Source organism: Variovorax sp. 20P10.2.4, assembly GCF_058244205.1.
Genome location: NZ_JBZAYE010000143.1, coordinates 1 through 14,289, shown reverse-complemented (window position 1 = coordinate 14,289; position 14,289 = coordinate 1). Strand labels below are relative to the sequence as shown.

12 protein-coding genes are annotated in these 14,289 nt (G+C 66.8%); 10 read left to right on the top strand and 2 right to left on the bottom strand.

Translation table 11 applies throughout. The features are described 5' to 3' along the window. Positions 1–143: 143 nt before the first annotated feature. From AC27VN_RS15910 to AC27VN_RS15875, 8 genes are all read left to right on the top strand, one after another. Positions 144–494 (top strand): FKBP-type peptidyl-prolyl cis-trans isomerase, encoded by a 351-nt coding sequence (locus AC27VN_RS15910; protein WP_057594512.1) that lies wholly within the window; start codon positions 144–146, stop codon positions 492–494. Positions 495–732: 238 nt separating this feature from the next. Further along, positions 733–1,296 carry a nucleotide exchange factor GrpE gene (gene grpE / locus AC27VN_RS15905; RefSeq protein WP_093343144.1) on the top strand — a complete coding sequence of 188 codons (564 nt, stop codon included), beginning with the start codon at positions 733–735 and terminating at the stop codon, positions 1,294–1,296. 124 nt (positions 1,297–1,420) lie between these two features. Then, positions 1,421–3,364: a molecular chaperone DnaK gene (dnaK, locus tag AC27VN_RS15900; RefSeq protein ID WP_057594514.1), complete on the top strand. Its 1,944-nt coding sequence runs from the start codon at positions 1,421–1,423 to the stop codon at positions 3,362–3,364. A gap of 120 nt (positions 3,365–3,484) precedes the next feature. Beyond that, positions 3,485–4,624, top strand: a complete 1,140-nt coding sequence (gene dnaJ, locus AC27VN_RS15895; RefSeq protein ID WP_057594515.1) for a molecular chaperone DnaJ — start codon at positions 3,485–3,487, stop codon at positions 4,622–4,624. Positions 4,625–4,663: 39 nt separating this feature from the next. Further along, complete coding sequence (locus AC27VN_RS15890; protein ID WP_490877145.1) at positions 4,664–5,686, top strand: hypothetical protein; 1,023 nt, start codon at positions 4,664–4,666, stop codon at positions 5,684–5,686. Between the two features lie 611 nt (positions 5,687–6,297). Next, the gene (locus AC27VN_RS15885) at positions 6,298–8,220 is read left to right on the top strand and encodes a PrkA family serine protein kinase (RefSeq protein WP_093343147.1); all 1,923 of its coding nucleotides are present in this window, start codon (positions 6,298–6,300) and stop codon (positions 8,218–8,220) included. 60 nt (positions 8,221–8,280) lie between these two features. Then, the gene (locus AC27VN_RS15880; protein ID WP_093343149.1) at positions 8,281–9,573 is read left to right on the top strand and encodes a YeaH/YhbH family protein; all 1,293 of its coding nucleotides are present in this window, start codon (positions 8,281–8,283) and stop codon (positions 9,571–9,573) included. Beyond that, positions 9,570–11,144: a SpoVR family protein gene (locus AC27VN_RS15875; RefSeq protein WP_256222525.1), complete on the top strand. Its 1,575-nt coding sequence runs from the start codon at positions 9,570–9,572 to the stop codon at positions 11,142–11,144. The genes AC27VN_RS15880 and AC27VN_RS15875 overlap by 4 nt, the downstream gene beginning before the upstream one ends. A 7-nt stretch (positions 11,145–11,151) precedes the next feature. Here the strand turns inward: AC27VN_RS15875 and aroQ are convergent, their stop codons facing one another. Both aroQ and AC27VN_RS15865 read right to left on the bottom strand, forming a co-directional pair. Further along, a complete protein-coding gene (aroQ, locus tag AC27VN_RS15870; RefSeq protein WP_490877144.1) occupies positions 11,152–11,592 on the bottom strand; it encodes a type II 3-dehydroquinate dehydratase in 441 nt (146 codons plus the stop codon). A 39-nt stretch (positions 11,593–11,631) separates the two neighbouring features. Continuing rightward, positions 11,632–12,603: a LysR family transcriptional regulator gene (locus AC27VN_RS15865; RefSeq protein ID WP_093343150.1), complete on the bottom strand. Its 972-nt coding sequence runs from the start codon at positions 12,601–12,603 to the stop codon at positions 11,632–11,634. A gap of 192 nt (positions 12,604–12,795) precedes the next feature. Here AC27VN_RS15865 and AC27VN_RS15860 point away from each other — a divergent pair, with 192 nt between their 5' ends. After that, on the top strand, positions 12,796–13,875 hold the full coding sequence (locus AC27VN_RS15860; RefSeq protein ID WP_490877143.1) for a BMP family ABC transporter substrate-binding protein: 1,080 nt from the start codon (positions 12,796–12,798) through the stop codon (positions 13,873–13,875). Positions 13,876–13,892: 17 nt separating this feature from the next. Next, positions 13,893–14,289: Rieske 2Fe-2S domain-containing protein (locus tag AC27VN_RS15855; protein WP_490877142.1), on the top strand; the 397-nt coding region annotated here is incomplete at its 3' end.

The following is a 14,289-nucleotide window of genomic DNA, read 5'->3' as shown; positions in this document are numbered from 1 at the left end:
CCCGCCGCCGACCTCGGACTGAACCCGGCGGCGCCCCGTCCGGCAAACGCCGTCCGCCGGCCTCGGTAAACTCCGCGCCTTCGATCCACGGATCGATGCCCTTCTTTCATCTCGCGAACATACCGACGCAAGGAGCGTTCACCATGCCCACCACTCCCTCCGGCCTGCAATACGAAGACACCGTCGTCGGCGACGGCGCGGAAGCCAAGCCCGGCCACCACGTGCACGTGCACTACACCGGCTGGCTCTACAACGACGGCGTGCAGGGCGCCAAGTTCGACTCGAGCCGCGACCGCAACGACCCGTTCGCGTTCTCGCTCGGCGCCGGCCAGGTCATCAAGGGCTGGGACGAAGGCGTGGCCGGCATGAAGATCGGCGGCCAGCGCACGCTGATCATCCCGGCCTCGCTGGGCTACGGTGCCCGCGGCGCCGGCGGCGTGATCCCGCCGAACGCCACCCTGAAGTTCGACGTCGAGCTGCTCGACACCCACTGATCGAGCGCGGGCCCTCGGCTCGAAGGCCCTGCGAAGGGCCTTTTTCATCGCCGGGCCGCCCCAAGATGGAAAACGCCCCCTGGGGGGCAGCGACCTCACGGAGTGAGGGAGCTCGGGGGCCATCTTTCATGCCCATGCGGCCTTTTCGGCCGCATTTTTTCGCTTGAAAAGCCTCCGGAGGGCCCCAACTGGCCCGCAATCGTTTGTTTCCAGCCCATCGATCAATCCGCTTCAAAAGATGTCCGATCCGCAACAATCCGCCCCGAATTCGCAAACCCTGCACGGCGAACCCAGCCCTGAAGAGCTGGAGGCCGCGCAAGCCGCCAACGAGGCGGACGCGCTGGCCGCGGCCCAGGGCGAGCTCGCCGCCCTGCAGGCCAAGAACGCCGAACTGGCCGACCAGTACCTGCGCGCGCAGGCCGACGTGCAGAACGCCCGCCGCCGCGCCGACGACGAGATTTCCAAGGCCCGCAAGTTCGCGGTCGAAGCCTTCGCCGAGAGCCTGCTGCCGGTGACCGACAGCCTCGAGGCCGGTCTCGCCATCAAGGACGCCACCCCCGAGCAGATCCGCGAAGGCGCCGAAGCCACGCTGCGCCAGCTCAAGAGCGCGCTCGAGCGCAACAAGGTGATCGAGATCGCGCCGGCTCCCGGCAGCAAGTTCGATCCGCACCAGCACCAGGCGATCTCGGTGGTGCCCGCCGACCAGGAACCGAACACCGTGGTGGGCGTGCTGCAGAAGGGCTACACCATCGCCGAGCGCGTGCTGCGCCCCGCGCTGGTCACCGTCAGCGCCCCGAAGTAAGCCGCTGCGCCCTTCTCCCCGTCCACACGAATTCCACAGGAAAACCCCGTCTCTTCCCTTGAATAGACCCGGGTTATCCACAAGTTCATAACAACATATTTTTCAGGTTTCAGGAGTACAGAACATGGCAAAGATCATCGGCATCGACCTCGGCACCACCAACTCGTGCGTGTCGATCATGGAAGGCAACACCACGCGCGTGATCGAGAACTCGGAAGGCGCGCGCACCACGCCTTCGATCGTCGCGTACCAGGAAGACGGTGAAGTGCTGGTCGGTGCCTCGGCCAAGCGCCAGGCCGTCACCAACCCCAAGAACACGCTGTACGCGATCAAGCGCCTGATCGGCCGCAAGTTCGAGGAAAAGGAAGTGCAGAAGGACATCGACCTGATGCCCTACACCATCGCCAAGGCCGACAACGGCGACGCATGGGTGGAAGTGCGCGGCAAGAAGATGGCCCCGCAGCAGGTCAGCGCCGACATCCTGCGCAAGATGAAGAAGACCGCCGAAGACTACCTCGGCGAAGCCGTGACCGAAGCCGTGATCACGGTGCCGGCCTACTTCAACGACGCCCAGCGCCAGGCCACCAAGGACGCCGGCCGCATCGCGGGCCTCGACGTCAAGCGCATCATCAACGAACCCACCGCCGCGGCGCTGGCCTTCGGCCTCGACAAGCAGGACAAGGGCGACCGCAAGATCGCCGTGTACGACCTCGGCGGCGGCACCTTCGACGTCTCGATCATCGAGATCGCCGACGTGGACGGCGAGAAGCAGTTCGAAGTGCTGTCGACCAACGGCGACACCTTCCTCGGCGGCGAGGACTTCGACCAGCGCATCATCGACTACATCATCGGCGAGTTCAAAAAGGAACAGGGCGTCGACCTCAGCAAGGACGTGCTCGCGCTGCAGCGCCTGAAGGAAGCGGCCGAGAAGGCCAAGATCGAGCTGTCGAACAGCGCCCAGACCGACGTCAACCTGCCCTACATCACGGCCGATGCCACCGGTCCGAAGCACCTGAACATCAAGCTCACGCGCGCCAAGCTCGAGAGCCTGGTCGACGAGCTGATCGAGCGCACCATCGCGCCCTGCCGCCTGGCCATCAAGGATGCCGGCATCAGCGTGAGCGACATCAACGACGTGATCCTGGTCGGCGGCATGACCCGCATGCCCAAGGTGCAGGACAAGGTCAAGGCCTTCTTCGGCAAGGACCCGCGCAAGGACGTGAACCCCGACGAGGCCGTGGCCGTCGGCGCCGCCATCCAGGGCCAGGTGCTCTCGGGCGACCGCAAGGACGTGCTGCTGCTCGACGTGACCCCGCTGTCGCTGGGCATCGAGACCATGGGTGGCGTGATGACCAAGATGATCACGAAGAACACCACGATCCCGACCAAGTTCGCGCAGACCTTCTCGACCGCCGAGGACAACCAGCCGGCCGTGACGATCAAGGTGTTCCAGGGCGAACGCGAAGTGGCCGCGGGCAACAAGCTGCTCGGCGAGTTCAACCTCGAGGGCATCCCGCCGGCCTCGCGCGGCACGCCGCAGATCGAGGTGAGCTTCGACATCGACGCCAACGGCATCCTGCACGTCGGCGCCAAGGACAAGGGCACCGGCAAGGAAAACAAGATCACCATCAAGGCGAACTCGGGCCTGTCGGAGGACGAGATCCAGAACATGGTGAAGGACGCCGAGCTCAACGCGGCCGAGGACAAGAAGAAGGTCGAGCTGGTGCAGGCCCGCAACCAGGGCGAGGCCATGGTCCACAGCGTGCGCAAGTCGCTGGGCGAGCACGGCGACAGCCTGGATGCCGGCGAGAAGGAAAAGATCGAGACCGCGATCAAGGAACTCGAGGACGTGGTCAAGGGCGAGGACAAGGCCGCGATCGAAGAGAAGACCAACACGCTGATGACCGCGAGCCAGAAGCTCGGCGAGAAGATGTACGCCGACGCGCAGGCCGCGGCCGGTGCCGCCGGCGGCCCGGGTGCCTCGGCTGGCGCGGAAGCTGCGAGCAGCGCCCCGGCCGACGACAACGTGGTCGACGCCGAGGTCAAGGAAGTCAAGAAGAAGGACTGATCGTCCGCTCGGTCGAACGGGGCTGGAACACCTGAAAGGGTGCTCCAGCCTTTCTCGCTTCGATCGATCCCCGTTCCCGAAGAGACCTGAAGACCGCCCCGCCGCCCGATCGAACCTGCCATGGCCACCAAACGCGACTACTACGAAACCCTCGGCGTTCCCAAGAACGCGAGCGACGACGAAATCAAGAAGGCTTATCGCAAGCTCGCGATGAAGCACCACCCGGACCGCAACCACGGCGACACCAGCAAGGACGCCGAGGCCAAGTTCAAGGAGGTGAAGGAAGCCTATGAAATGCTGTCGGACGGCCAGAAACGCGCGGCCTACGACCAGTACGGCCACGCCGGCGTCGATCCCAACATGCGCGGCGGCCCGGGCGCGGAAGGCTTCGGCGGCTTCGCGGAAGCCTTTGGCGACATCTTCGGCGACGTGTTCGGCGGCGGTGGCCGCGGCCGCGCCGGCGGCGGCCGCCAGGTGTTCCGCGGCAGCGACCTGAGCTACGCGATGGAGATCACGCTCGAGGAAGCGGCCGAGGGCAAGGAAGCCCAGATCCGCATCCCGAGCTGGGACGACTGCGGCACCTGCAAGGGCACCGGCGCCAAGCCGGGCACCAAGCCGATCACCTGCACCACCTGCCACGGCGCGGGCGCGGTGCAGATGCGCCAGGGCTTCTTCAGCGTGCAGCAGACCTGTCCGACCTGCCACGGCAGCGGCAAGATCATTCCCGAGCCATGCGCGACCTGCCACGGCCAGGGCAAGATCAAGAACAACAAGACGCTGGAAGTGAAGATTCCGGCCGGCATCGACGACGGCATGCGCATCCGCAGCACCGGCAACGGCGAACCCGGCACCAACGGCGGCCCGCCCGGCGACCTCTACATCGAGATCCGGCTCAAGAAGCACGAGCTGTTCGAGCGCGACGGCGACGACCTGCACTGCGTGGTGCCGGTCAGCGTCACCACCGCGGCGCTCGGCGGCGAGATCAACGTGCCCACGCTCAAGGGCAACGCGGCCATCGACATTCCCGACGGCACGCAGAGCGGCAAGCAGTTCCGCCTGCGCGGCAAGGGCATCAAGGGCGTGCGCTCGAGCTACCCGGGCGACCTCTACTGCCACGTGCGCGTCGAGACGCCGGTCAAGCTCACCGAGCACCAGCGCAAGCTGCTGAAGGAGCTCGACGAGTCGCTCAAGAAGGGCGGCGAGAAGCACAGCCCCACCGACAAGGGCTGGTTCGACAAGGCCAAGGAATTCTTCAGCTGAGGACGCGCGGCGCGCGTTCCGACCCACGGCATTCCGCCCATGCCCCTGTTCGACGAACTCGCGGCCTGGCGCCGCGCCACCGCGGCGCAGCGTGAAGCCGCCGCGCGAGACCTGGCGGCGCAGTTGCCCGCGGGCTTCGCCTTCGACGGTCTCCGGCGCTTCGCGCTCGGCGGTGTCGCGCACGAGGTGGCGCAGTACACCGCCGACGGCGCCCTCTTTTCCTTGATTCCGGGCGGCCCGGCCACGCTGGGCTTCGACGTCGGCGGCTGGCGGCCCACGCCCGCGATGCACGAAAGCTGGCAGGGCATGGCGGAGGAATACGGCCTCGAGGAAAGCCTGGCCGACTACGTGGCCGCGCGCAGCAGCCGCGTGCGCGAGGTGGCGCTGCCGCCGCTGCTGGCCGAGACCCTTCATGCCGAGGTCGGCTGGCAGCCCATCGATCCCGCGAGTGAGAAGGTGCGGGCGCTGCTCGCCGAGCATCCGCGCGGCGTGACCGAACATGCGGACATCGTGACCCGGGTCGAGGTCGCGCCCGACGGCCGCGTCAGCGCCTGGCAGGCCGACGAGGACGCCCTGAGCCATGCGCTGGTCGCCGACGGCTTCGCCGCGCAGGGCATGCGCCTGCCGAGCCCCGACGAATGGGAGCACCTGTGCGCGGCCGGCGCGCGCGGCTTCTTCCGCTGGGGCGACGAGGCACCGATGGACCGCTACCCCACCGACATCAGCCCCGAGGAAGCCGAATGGCGCCGCCAATGGGTGCGGGCCGCGGGCCAGCTCGAGAAACCGGCGGCGGGCTTCGCCAGCGACTGGGAATTCCATCGTGTGCCCAACGCCTGGGGCCTGCAGATCGCGGCCGACCCCTACAAGTACGAGCTGACCGCGCAACGCGGCCTCACGCGCGGCGGCGATGGCGGCTGCGCCATCTGCGGCGGCGCCGGTTTTCTCTCGGGCTGGCTGCCGCTCGCGAGCGCCTGGCACGACCCCGACTTCTGCGAGCACGCGCCCGGCGAGGAGATTTCGCTGGGCTACACCGTGGCGCGCCGCGTCCTGCCGCTGGCCTGAGCCTCGTAACCCTTTGGTTTGCGTCCGCGCACGCAAACGGTGCTCCTCGAACGCCTTCGGTGCCACGCACCACAACGGCGCCTTCTCCCGCTTCCCTCCGACTCGCAACTGGCGCGCTTTCCCACGCCGCGGCGCGCGCGCCGCTCATCAAAAGATGGCGCGTAGATTGCTTTTAGATATTTTTTGAATGTGCAATAAACCCAAACGGGAGCTGCCGCGTTATTGAAGGACAGCGTTGTTTTTTTGAGTCAGTGGGCTCAATAGGAGGTGCTTGCCGTTAAAACACGCAAAGGACGCACATGTCGATTGCCATAGGTATTTTCACTGGCAAACTGGTTTACCCGAACCCGTTTGCGGAACCTGGGAATTTAGCTGGAATTCGCAAACTCGTGCACGAATTTTTTGTTGAACTTTACTCGTGACTGTGGTTCTGAATTAACAACTATTTCCTGGGTGCACTCTTTGCTTTATGCTGATTGTGCAGATTGTGTTTAAGGGAGTTTTCCAAGGCATGCAGCCCTGGGCGGCCACACCTTTTTCAAAAGATGCGACGCTTTCGGACTGCAGGATTTCGGGCTTTAAAGGCCCGCTGACTTGACGGAGGCGTGACCATGGATGTGATCAGCAACTTTGCAGCGCGTTACGAGCGCACTCGCGAAGAGGTCCTTTCACTGCAGGACTACCTGGAACTCTGCAAACGGGATCCGATGGCCTATGCCACGGCTTCCGAGCGCATGCTCAAGGCCATCGGCGACCCCGAACTGGTCGACACCCGCAACGACTCCCGCCTTTCGCGCATCTTCGCCAACAAGGTCATCAAGATCTACCCGGCGTTCAAGGAGTTCTACGGGATGGAGGAGGCCATCGAGCAGGTGGTGTCCTATTTCCGCCACGCCGCGCAGGGCCTGGAGGAAAAGAAGCAGATCCTCTACCTGCTGGGCCCGGTCGGCGGCGGCAAGAGCTCGATCGCCGAGCGCCTCAAGCAGCTCATGGAGCACGTGCCCTTCTACGCGATCCACGGCTCGCCCGTGAACGAATCGCCGCTCGGCCTGTTCGACGCGGCCGAGGACGGCGAGATCCTCGAGAAGGAATTCAACATCCCGCGCCGCTACCTGCAGCGCATCCTGTCGCCCTGGGCCGTCAAGCGGCTCGAGGAGTACGGCGGCGACATCCGCCAGTTCAAGGTGGTGAAGCGCTACCCGTCGGTGCTGCGCCAGATCGCGGTGGCCAAAACCGAACCGGGCGACGAGAACAACCAGGACATCTCCTCGCTGGTCGGCAAGGTCGACATCCGCAAGCTCGAGACCTATGCCCAGGACGACCCGGACGCCTACGCCTACTCGGGCGGCCTGTGCCTCGCGAACCAGGGCCTCCTGGAGTTCGTGGAAATGTTCAAGGCGCCGATCAAGGTGCTGCACCCGCTTTTGACCGCCACGCAGGAAAGCAACTTCAAGGGCACCGAGGGTTTCGGCGCGATCCCCTTCGACGGCATCGTGCTGGCCCACAGCAACGAGAGCGAGTGGAAGGCCTTCCGCAACAACAAGAACAACGAGGCTTTCCTCGACCGGATCTACATCGTCAAGGTGCCCTACTGCCTGCGGGTGTCCGAGGAGATCAAGATCTACGAGAAGCTGGTGCGCAACTCCTCGCTGGCCCAGGCGCCCTGCGCACCCGGAACCCTGCGCATGATGGCGCAGCTGTCGGTGCTCACGCGGCTCAAGGAACCCGAGAACTCGAGCATCTTCAGCAAGTCGCAGGTCTACGACGGCGACAACCTCAAGGACACCGATCCCAAGGCCAAGTCGATCCAGGAGTACCGCGACTACGCGGGCGTCGACGAGGGCATGAGCGGCGTCTCCACGCGCTTCGCCTTCAAGATCATCTCCAAGGTCTTCAACTTCGACAGCTCCGAGGTCGCCGCCAACCCGGTGCACCTGATGTACGTGCTCGAGCAGCAGATCGAGCGCGAGCAGTTCCCGCAGGAGGTCGAGCAGAAGTACATCAGCTACATCAAGGAGCTGCTGGCGCCGCGCTATGCCGAGTTCATCGGCAAGGAGATCCAGACCGCCTACCTCGAGAGCTACAGCGAGTACGGCCAGAACATCTTCGACCGCTACGTGACCTACGCCGACTACTGGATCCAGGACCAGGAGTTCCGCGACGTGGACACCGGCGAGGTCTTCGACCGCGCCTCGCTCAACGGCGAGCTCGAGAAGATCGAGCGGCCGGCCGGCATCGGCAATCCGAAGGATTTCCGCAACGAGATCGTCAACTTCGTGCTGCGCGCGCGGGCCGGCAACAACGGCCGCAACCCGGCATGGACCAGCTACGAGAAGCTGCGCGCGGTGATCGAGAAGAAGATGTTCTCCAACACCGAGGAGCTGCTGCCGGTGATCAGCTTCAACACCAAGAGCAGCGCCGACGAGCAGAAGAAGCACGAGGACTTCGTCACGCGCATGGTCGAGAAGGGCTACACCGCCAAGCAGGTGCGCCTGCTGTGCGAGTGGTACCTGCGCGTGCGCAAGAGCTCGTAGCGCGCACCGCCAACGGAGCACGCCAACGCCCATCGTTTTGCAAGGAGCTTTGAAACCATCGTGGCCATCCTGCAGCAGATCATCGACCGCCGGCTCTCGGGCAAGAACAAGTCCATCGGCAACCGCGAGCGCTTTCTCCGGCGCTACCGCGGCCAGATCCAGGAGGCGGTGCGGCGGGCCGTGAGCGGCCGCAACATCCGCGAACTGGAACAGGGCGAGGATGTGACGCTGCCGCGCCACGATGTGTCGGAGCCGGTGTTCGGCCATGCGCGCGGCGGCGACCGCGAGTACGTGCACCCGGGCAACCAGGAGTACGTGCGCGGCGACCGCATCAAGCGCCCCGAGGGCGGCCAGGGCGGCGGCTCGGGCAGCGGCGAGGCCAGCGACAGCGGCGAGGGCAACGACGACTTCGTGTTCCACCTCACGCGCGAGGAGTTCATGCGCGTGTTCTTCGACGATCTCGCGCTGCCGCACCTGATCCGCACGCAGATCGCCGACGTGCCCGAATGGAAGAGCCACCGCGCGGGCTTCACCAGCGACGGCACGCCCAACAACCTGCACGTGGTGCGCTCGATGCGCGGCGCGCTGGCCCGGCGCATCGCGCTCGGCGGCGAACCGCGCAAGGAACTGCGCCGGCTCGAGGCGCACCTGCTGCACCTGAGGGCGCATCCGCAGGCCACGCAGCCCTTCATCCAGAACGAGATCGCCGAGACCGAGGCGCGCATCGAGGAGCTGCGCCGCACCGCGCGCCACGTGCCCTACATCGATCCGATCGACCTGCGCTACCGCAACCGCGTGAAGACCCCGGTGCCCAGCGCCAAGGCCGTGATGTTCTGCCTGATGGACGTCTCGGGCTCGATGGACGAGGCGCGCAAGGACATGGCCAAGCGCTTCTTCATGCTGCTGTACATGTTCCTCACGCGGCACTACGAGACCATCGACCTGGTGTTCCTGCGCCATCACACGCAGGCGCAGGAAGTCAGCGAGGACGAGTTCTTCCACGCCACCGAGACCGGCGGCACCGTGGTGTCGAGCGCGCTGGTGCTGATGGACGAGATCGTGCGCGCGCGCTACCCCAGCGGCGAATGGAACATCTACGGCGCGCAGGCCAGCGACGGCGACAACTGGCACCAGGACAGCGGGCGCTGCCGCCAGCTGCTCGAGGAGAACATCCTGCCGAAGGTGCGCTACTACGCCTACGTGCAGGTGGCCGAGACCGAGCAGAACCTGTGGCAGGAATACGCGCAGCTCGAGGGCATCGAGCCCAACTTCGCGATGCGCAAGGTGTCCGAGGCCAGCGACATCTACCCCGTGTTCCGCGACCTGTTCAAGAAGGAAGGAGCCAGCGCATGAGCACCGCCGATCGCCCTCCTTCGGCACCGCCGCTGCCGACCGCCGCCACCATCCCGCAAGGCAAGCTCGAGCGCTTGCCCAGCCCCTCGGACTGGACCTTCGACCTGATCGAGCGCTACCACACCGAGATCGCGCGCACCGCGCGCGGCTACGGCCTCGACGTCTACCCGAACCAGCTCGAGATCATCACGGCCGAGCAGATGATGGATGCCTACGCCAGCGTGGGCATGCCGATGATCTACAGGCACTGGTCGTACGGCAAGCAGTTCATCGCCACCGAGAAGAACTACCGCCGCGGCCACATGGGGCTGGCCTACGAGATCGTGATCAATTCCGATCCCTGCATCGCCTACCTGATGGAGGAGAACACCATGGCCATGCAGGCCCTGGTGATCGCGCATGCGGCCTACGGCCACAACAGCTTCTTCAAGGGCAACTACCTGTTCCGCATGTGGACCGATGCGTCCTCGATCATCGACTACCTGGTCTATGCGCGGCACTACATCGCCGAATGCGAGGAGCGCCATGGCGTGGACGAGGTCGAGAAGCTGCTCGACTCCTGCCACGCGCTGATGAACTACGGCGTGGACCGCTACCGCCGGCCGCAGAAGCGCTCGCTGGCGCAGGAGAGCGCCCAGCGCGCCGAGCGCGAGCGCCACATGCAGCAGCAGGTCAACGACCTCTGGCGCACCCTGCCGCGGCGCAGCGAGCAGAACGCCGGCTCGGAATCGGCGCCGCGCTTTCCGCTCGAGCCGCAGGAGAACCTGCTCTATTTCATCGAGAAGAACGCCGCCCTGCTCGAGCCCTGGCAGCGCGAGGTGGTGCGCATCGTGCGCAAGATCGCGCAGTACTTCTATCCGCAGCGCCAGACCCAGGTCATGAACGAGGGCTGGGCCACCTTCTGGCACTACACGCTGCTCAACACCATGTACGACCGCGGCCAGCTCGACGACGGCTTCATGATGGAGTGGCTGAGCTCGCACACCGGCGTGATCTTCCAGCCGCCGGTGGGCCACCGCGCCTACAGCGGCATCAACCCCTACGCGCTCGGCTTCGCGATGTACACCGAGCTGCGCCGCATCTGCGAGAAGCCCACCGACGAGGACCGGCGCTGGTTCCCCGACTTCGCGGGCAGCGACTGGGTGGCCACGCTCGACTACGCGATGCGCAACTTCAAGGACGAGAGCTTCGTGGGCCAGTTCCTGAGCCCGAAGACCATGCGCGACTTCCGCCTGTTCGCGATCCGCGACCACCAGAGCGAATCCGAGCTCGAGGTCTCGGCGATCCACGACGACAGCGGCTACCAGGCGCTGCGCGAATCGCTGTCGCGCCAGTACGACCTCGGCAGCCGCGAGCCCGACATCCAGGTCTGGAACGTCAACATGCGCGGCGACCGCTCGCTGACGCTGCGCCACACCCAGCGCAACAGCCTGCCGCTGCACGACGATGCCGAGGAGGTGCTCAAGCACGTGGCGCGGCTGTGGGGCTTCGACGTGCACCTCGAGAGCGTCGATGCGCAGGGCCGCATCAGCCGCAGCTGGAAGGCCTCGGCGCCGCGGGCGCTGTACTAGCCGAGGTTCAGGGCACGAGGGCGGCGATCGCCAGCGTGTAGCCCTTCACGCCCAGCCCCACGATGATCCCGCGCGCCGCCGGCGAGATGTACGAGCGGTGGCGGAATTCCTCGCGCGCATGCACGTTCGAGATGTGCAGCTCGATCAGCGGCACGCTCGCGCCCTTGATGGCGTCGTGCAGCGCGATCGAGGTGTGGGTGTAGGCCCCCGGGTTCATCACCACGCCGAGCATGGTGCCGGCCGCCACCTCGCGGCCCGCTTCCTGGATCCAGTCGACCAGCACGCCTTCGTGGTTGGTCTGGCGGCACTCGATCGCTACGCCGAGCTTCGCGCCCGTGTCATGGCACAGGCGCTCCACGTCGGCCAGCGTGTCGCGGCCGTACTGTTCGGGCTCGCGCGTGCCCAGGAGGTTGAGGTTGGGGCCGTTGAGGACGAGGATTTTCTTCATGATGGATCGGGCTGGCAGCACGCGTCGGACGGGCCGCCATTATGGTCTGGCACCTGCCCTGCCCCGACGGGCCGCGGACGAGCCGACGTAGTAGTTGTACGAGTCGATGTCGACCACGCAGCGCGCCATCAGGTCGACGAAGGCGCGCAGCTTCTGCCCCATGTAGCGCTGCCGCTGGTAGGCGCAGTAGATGCGCCGCGGCTGCGGCTGCCACTGCGGCAGCACCGGCACCAGCACGCCCTGCGCCAGCTCGGGCCGCACGAAGAAGGCCGGCAGCAGCGCGATGCCCAGGCCGTCGATGCAGAAGGTCTTCATCACCCAGTGGTCGTTGGTCTCGAAGGCGGGTTCGGGCCGGTAGGCATGGCGGCCCGACGCGCCCGACACCAGCAGCACCTGCGACGGCCCCGCGGCCTCCTTCATCACGATCGCGCGGTGCGCCGCCAGGTCGTCGGGCGAGCGCGGCGTGCCCTGGCGCTCGAGGTACTGCGGGCTCGCATAGAGGCCGTGGTTGAGCTGACCCAGCAGCTTGGCCACGAGGTTCGGCGCGTCGGGCGGCTCCGAGCACACGTAGCAGTCCACGTCGCCGATGGCCGGCGCGTTCGGCCGGCTCGCCACGTCGAGCTGGCAGCGCACGTTGGGATGCGACTCCAGGAACAGCTTCACCACGTGGCAGACGAAGGAGGTGCCGAACTGGGTGTCCGACAGCAGCGAGAGGCTGCCCGACACGCCGGTGGTGATCTCCTGGATCTCGGTGCGCGCCGTCTCGAGCCGGCCCGTGACCTCGCCGAGCAGGTCCTCGCAGCGCACGAAGAAGGCGCGGCCCGCCTCGGTCGCGGTGATGCGGCGCGAGCTGCGCATCAGCAGCTGCGCGCCCAGCAGTTCCTCCAGCCGCGTGAGCTGCCGGCTCAGCGTGGCCTTCGAAACGCCCGACAGGCTCTCGGCCCGCGTGAGACTGCCGCTTTGCACGACGAGCACGAAGGCCTGCACCAGCGCCAGGTCGATGCCAGTCACGCGCGCTCCCTGTCGGCGAGGGTCGGCCGTTTCAGAAATGAAAAGTTGCGTCTCGGCATGTGGCTTTCATCGGAGGGCGGGAAACGGTACGGTCTGCGCGGGCGTAGCGAATGCTATGCCATGCCCCGCCACCCCTCGAGCCTTCGAGCCCTGGAGGCCCGAGCCCCACTCCCCACGACAGGAGAACCTCCGATGCACAGCCCTGCCCGACGCACCCTGCTTTCCGCCGGCGTTGCCGCCTCCCTGCTGCCGTTGCGCAGCGCCTGGGCCGCCGGCCCGCTCAAGATCGGCTTCGTCTTCCTGGGCCCGGTCGGCGACACGGGCTGGACCTACCAGCACGACCTCGGCCGGCGCGAACTCGAGAAGAACCTCGGCGCCCAGGTCAGCGTGCGCACCGTGCCCGACACCAACGAAGGCCCGGACTCCGAGCGCGTGGCGCGCGAGCTGTCGGCCGACGGCTGCCAGCTGATCTTCGGCGCCTCCTTCGGCTACATGAAGCCGATGCTCACGGTCGCCAACGACAACCCCGGCGTCCAGTACCTGATCGCAAGCGGCTACCAGACCGCGAAGAACTTCGGCGGCTACAACGCGCGCTGGCACGAGGGCGGCTACCTCGCGGGCATCGTGGCGGGCCGGACCACGCGCTCCAACATCATCGGCCTCGTCGGCGCCCACCCGGTGCCCGACGTGATGTGGTACCTCAACGCCTTCGCGCTCGGCGCGCGCAGCGTCAATCCAAAGGCGATGGTGCACGTGGTGTTCGTCAATTCGTGGTTCGACCCGCCGAAGGAGCGCGACGCCGCGGTCGCGCTGATGAACCAGGGCGCCGACGTGCTCACGCATTTCACCGACACGCCCGCCGTCACCACCGCCGCCGAGGCGCGCGGCGTGGGCGCCATCTCGTTCCACTCCGACATGCGCAGCCACGCGCCCAGGAACTACCTCACCGGCGTCACCCACCACTGGGGCGGCTTCTACACCCGGGTGGCGCGCGATGTGATGGCCGGCAGCTGGAAGCCCGGCCTCTACCTCGGCGGCATCGGCGACGGCGTGGTGAAGATGGCGTCAATGGGCCCGCGCGTGCCGAAGGACGTCGCCGAACTCGTGCAGGCGAAGGAGCGCGACATCGCCAGCGGCAAGCTGCAGGTGTTCGCCGGCCCCATCAAGGACCAGAAGGGCGCGGTCCGCGTGGCGGCGGGCGCCCGCGTCGCCGACGCGGACCTCGGCCGGATGGACTGGTTCGCCGAGGGCGTGGTGGGCGGCTCGCGTTGAAGGCCATGGAGAACCCCATGACGCATCCCATCGCCGCCCCCTGGCACCCCGTCGCCCCTTCGGCCGGGCTGCGCCCCGGCGCCAACATCGTCGCCGGCTTCGCCGAGGGCCAGGAGCTCGCGCTCTGGCGCTCGGCCGACGGCGCGGCCCAGGCCTGGGAGAACCGCTGCCCGCACCGCAGCGTGCGCTTCACGCTCGGCCAGGTGGTCGAGAACCGCCTCTCCTGCGCCTACCACGGCTGGCAGTACGCCGCGGGCAACGGGCAGTGCGTCGGCATTCCCGCCCATCCGGCGATGCCCGCGCCGCGCAACGTCTGCGCCAGGGTGTTCGGCGCGGTCGACGCGGCGGGCATGCTGTGGGTGAACCTGGCGCACGAGGGCGACGCGCCGCCGCCCGCGCCGCAGGCACTGGCCG

Coding starts and splice junctions, on each gene's coding strand:
- AC27VN_RS15875 (WP_256222525.1), top strand. CDS start 9,570: ATGAGCACCGCCGATCGCCCTCCTTCGGCACCGCCGCTGCCGACCGCC.
- dnaJ (WP_057594515.1), top strand. CDS start 3,485: ATGGCCACCAAACGCGACTACTACGAAACCCTCGGCGTTCCCAAGAAC.
- AC27VN_RS15860 (WP_490877143.1), top strand. CDS start 12,796: ATGCACAGCCCTGCCCGACGCACCCTGCTTTCCGCCGGCGTTGCCGCC.
- grpE (WP_093343144.1), top strand. CDS start 733: ATGTCCGATCCGCAACAATCCGCCCCGAATTCGCAAACCCTGCACGGC.
- AC27VN_RS15910 (WP_057594512.1), top strand. CDS start 144: ATGCCCACCACTCCCTCCGGCCTGCAATACGAAGACACCGTCGTCGGC.
- AC27VN_RS15890 (WP_490877145.1), top strand. CDS start 4,664: ATGCCCCTGTTCGACGAACTCGCGGCCTGGCGCCGCGCCACCGCGGCG.
- AC27VN_RS15885 (WP_093343147.1), top strand. CDS start 6,298: ATGGATGTGATCAGCAACTTTGCAGCGCGTTACGAGCGCACTCGCGAA.
- aroQ (WP_490877144.1), bottom strand. CDS start 11,592: ATGAAGAAAATCCTCGTCCTCAACGGCCCCAACCTCAACCTCCTGGGC.
- dnaK (WP_057594514.1), top strand. CDS start 1,421: ATGGCAAAGATCATCGGCATCGACCTCGGCACCACCAACTCGTGCGTG.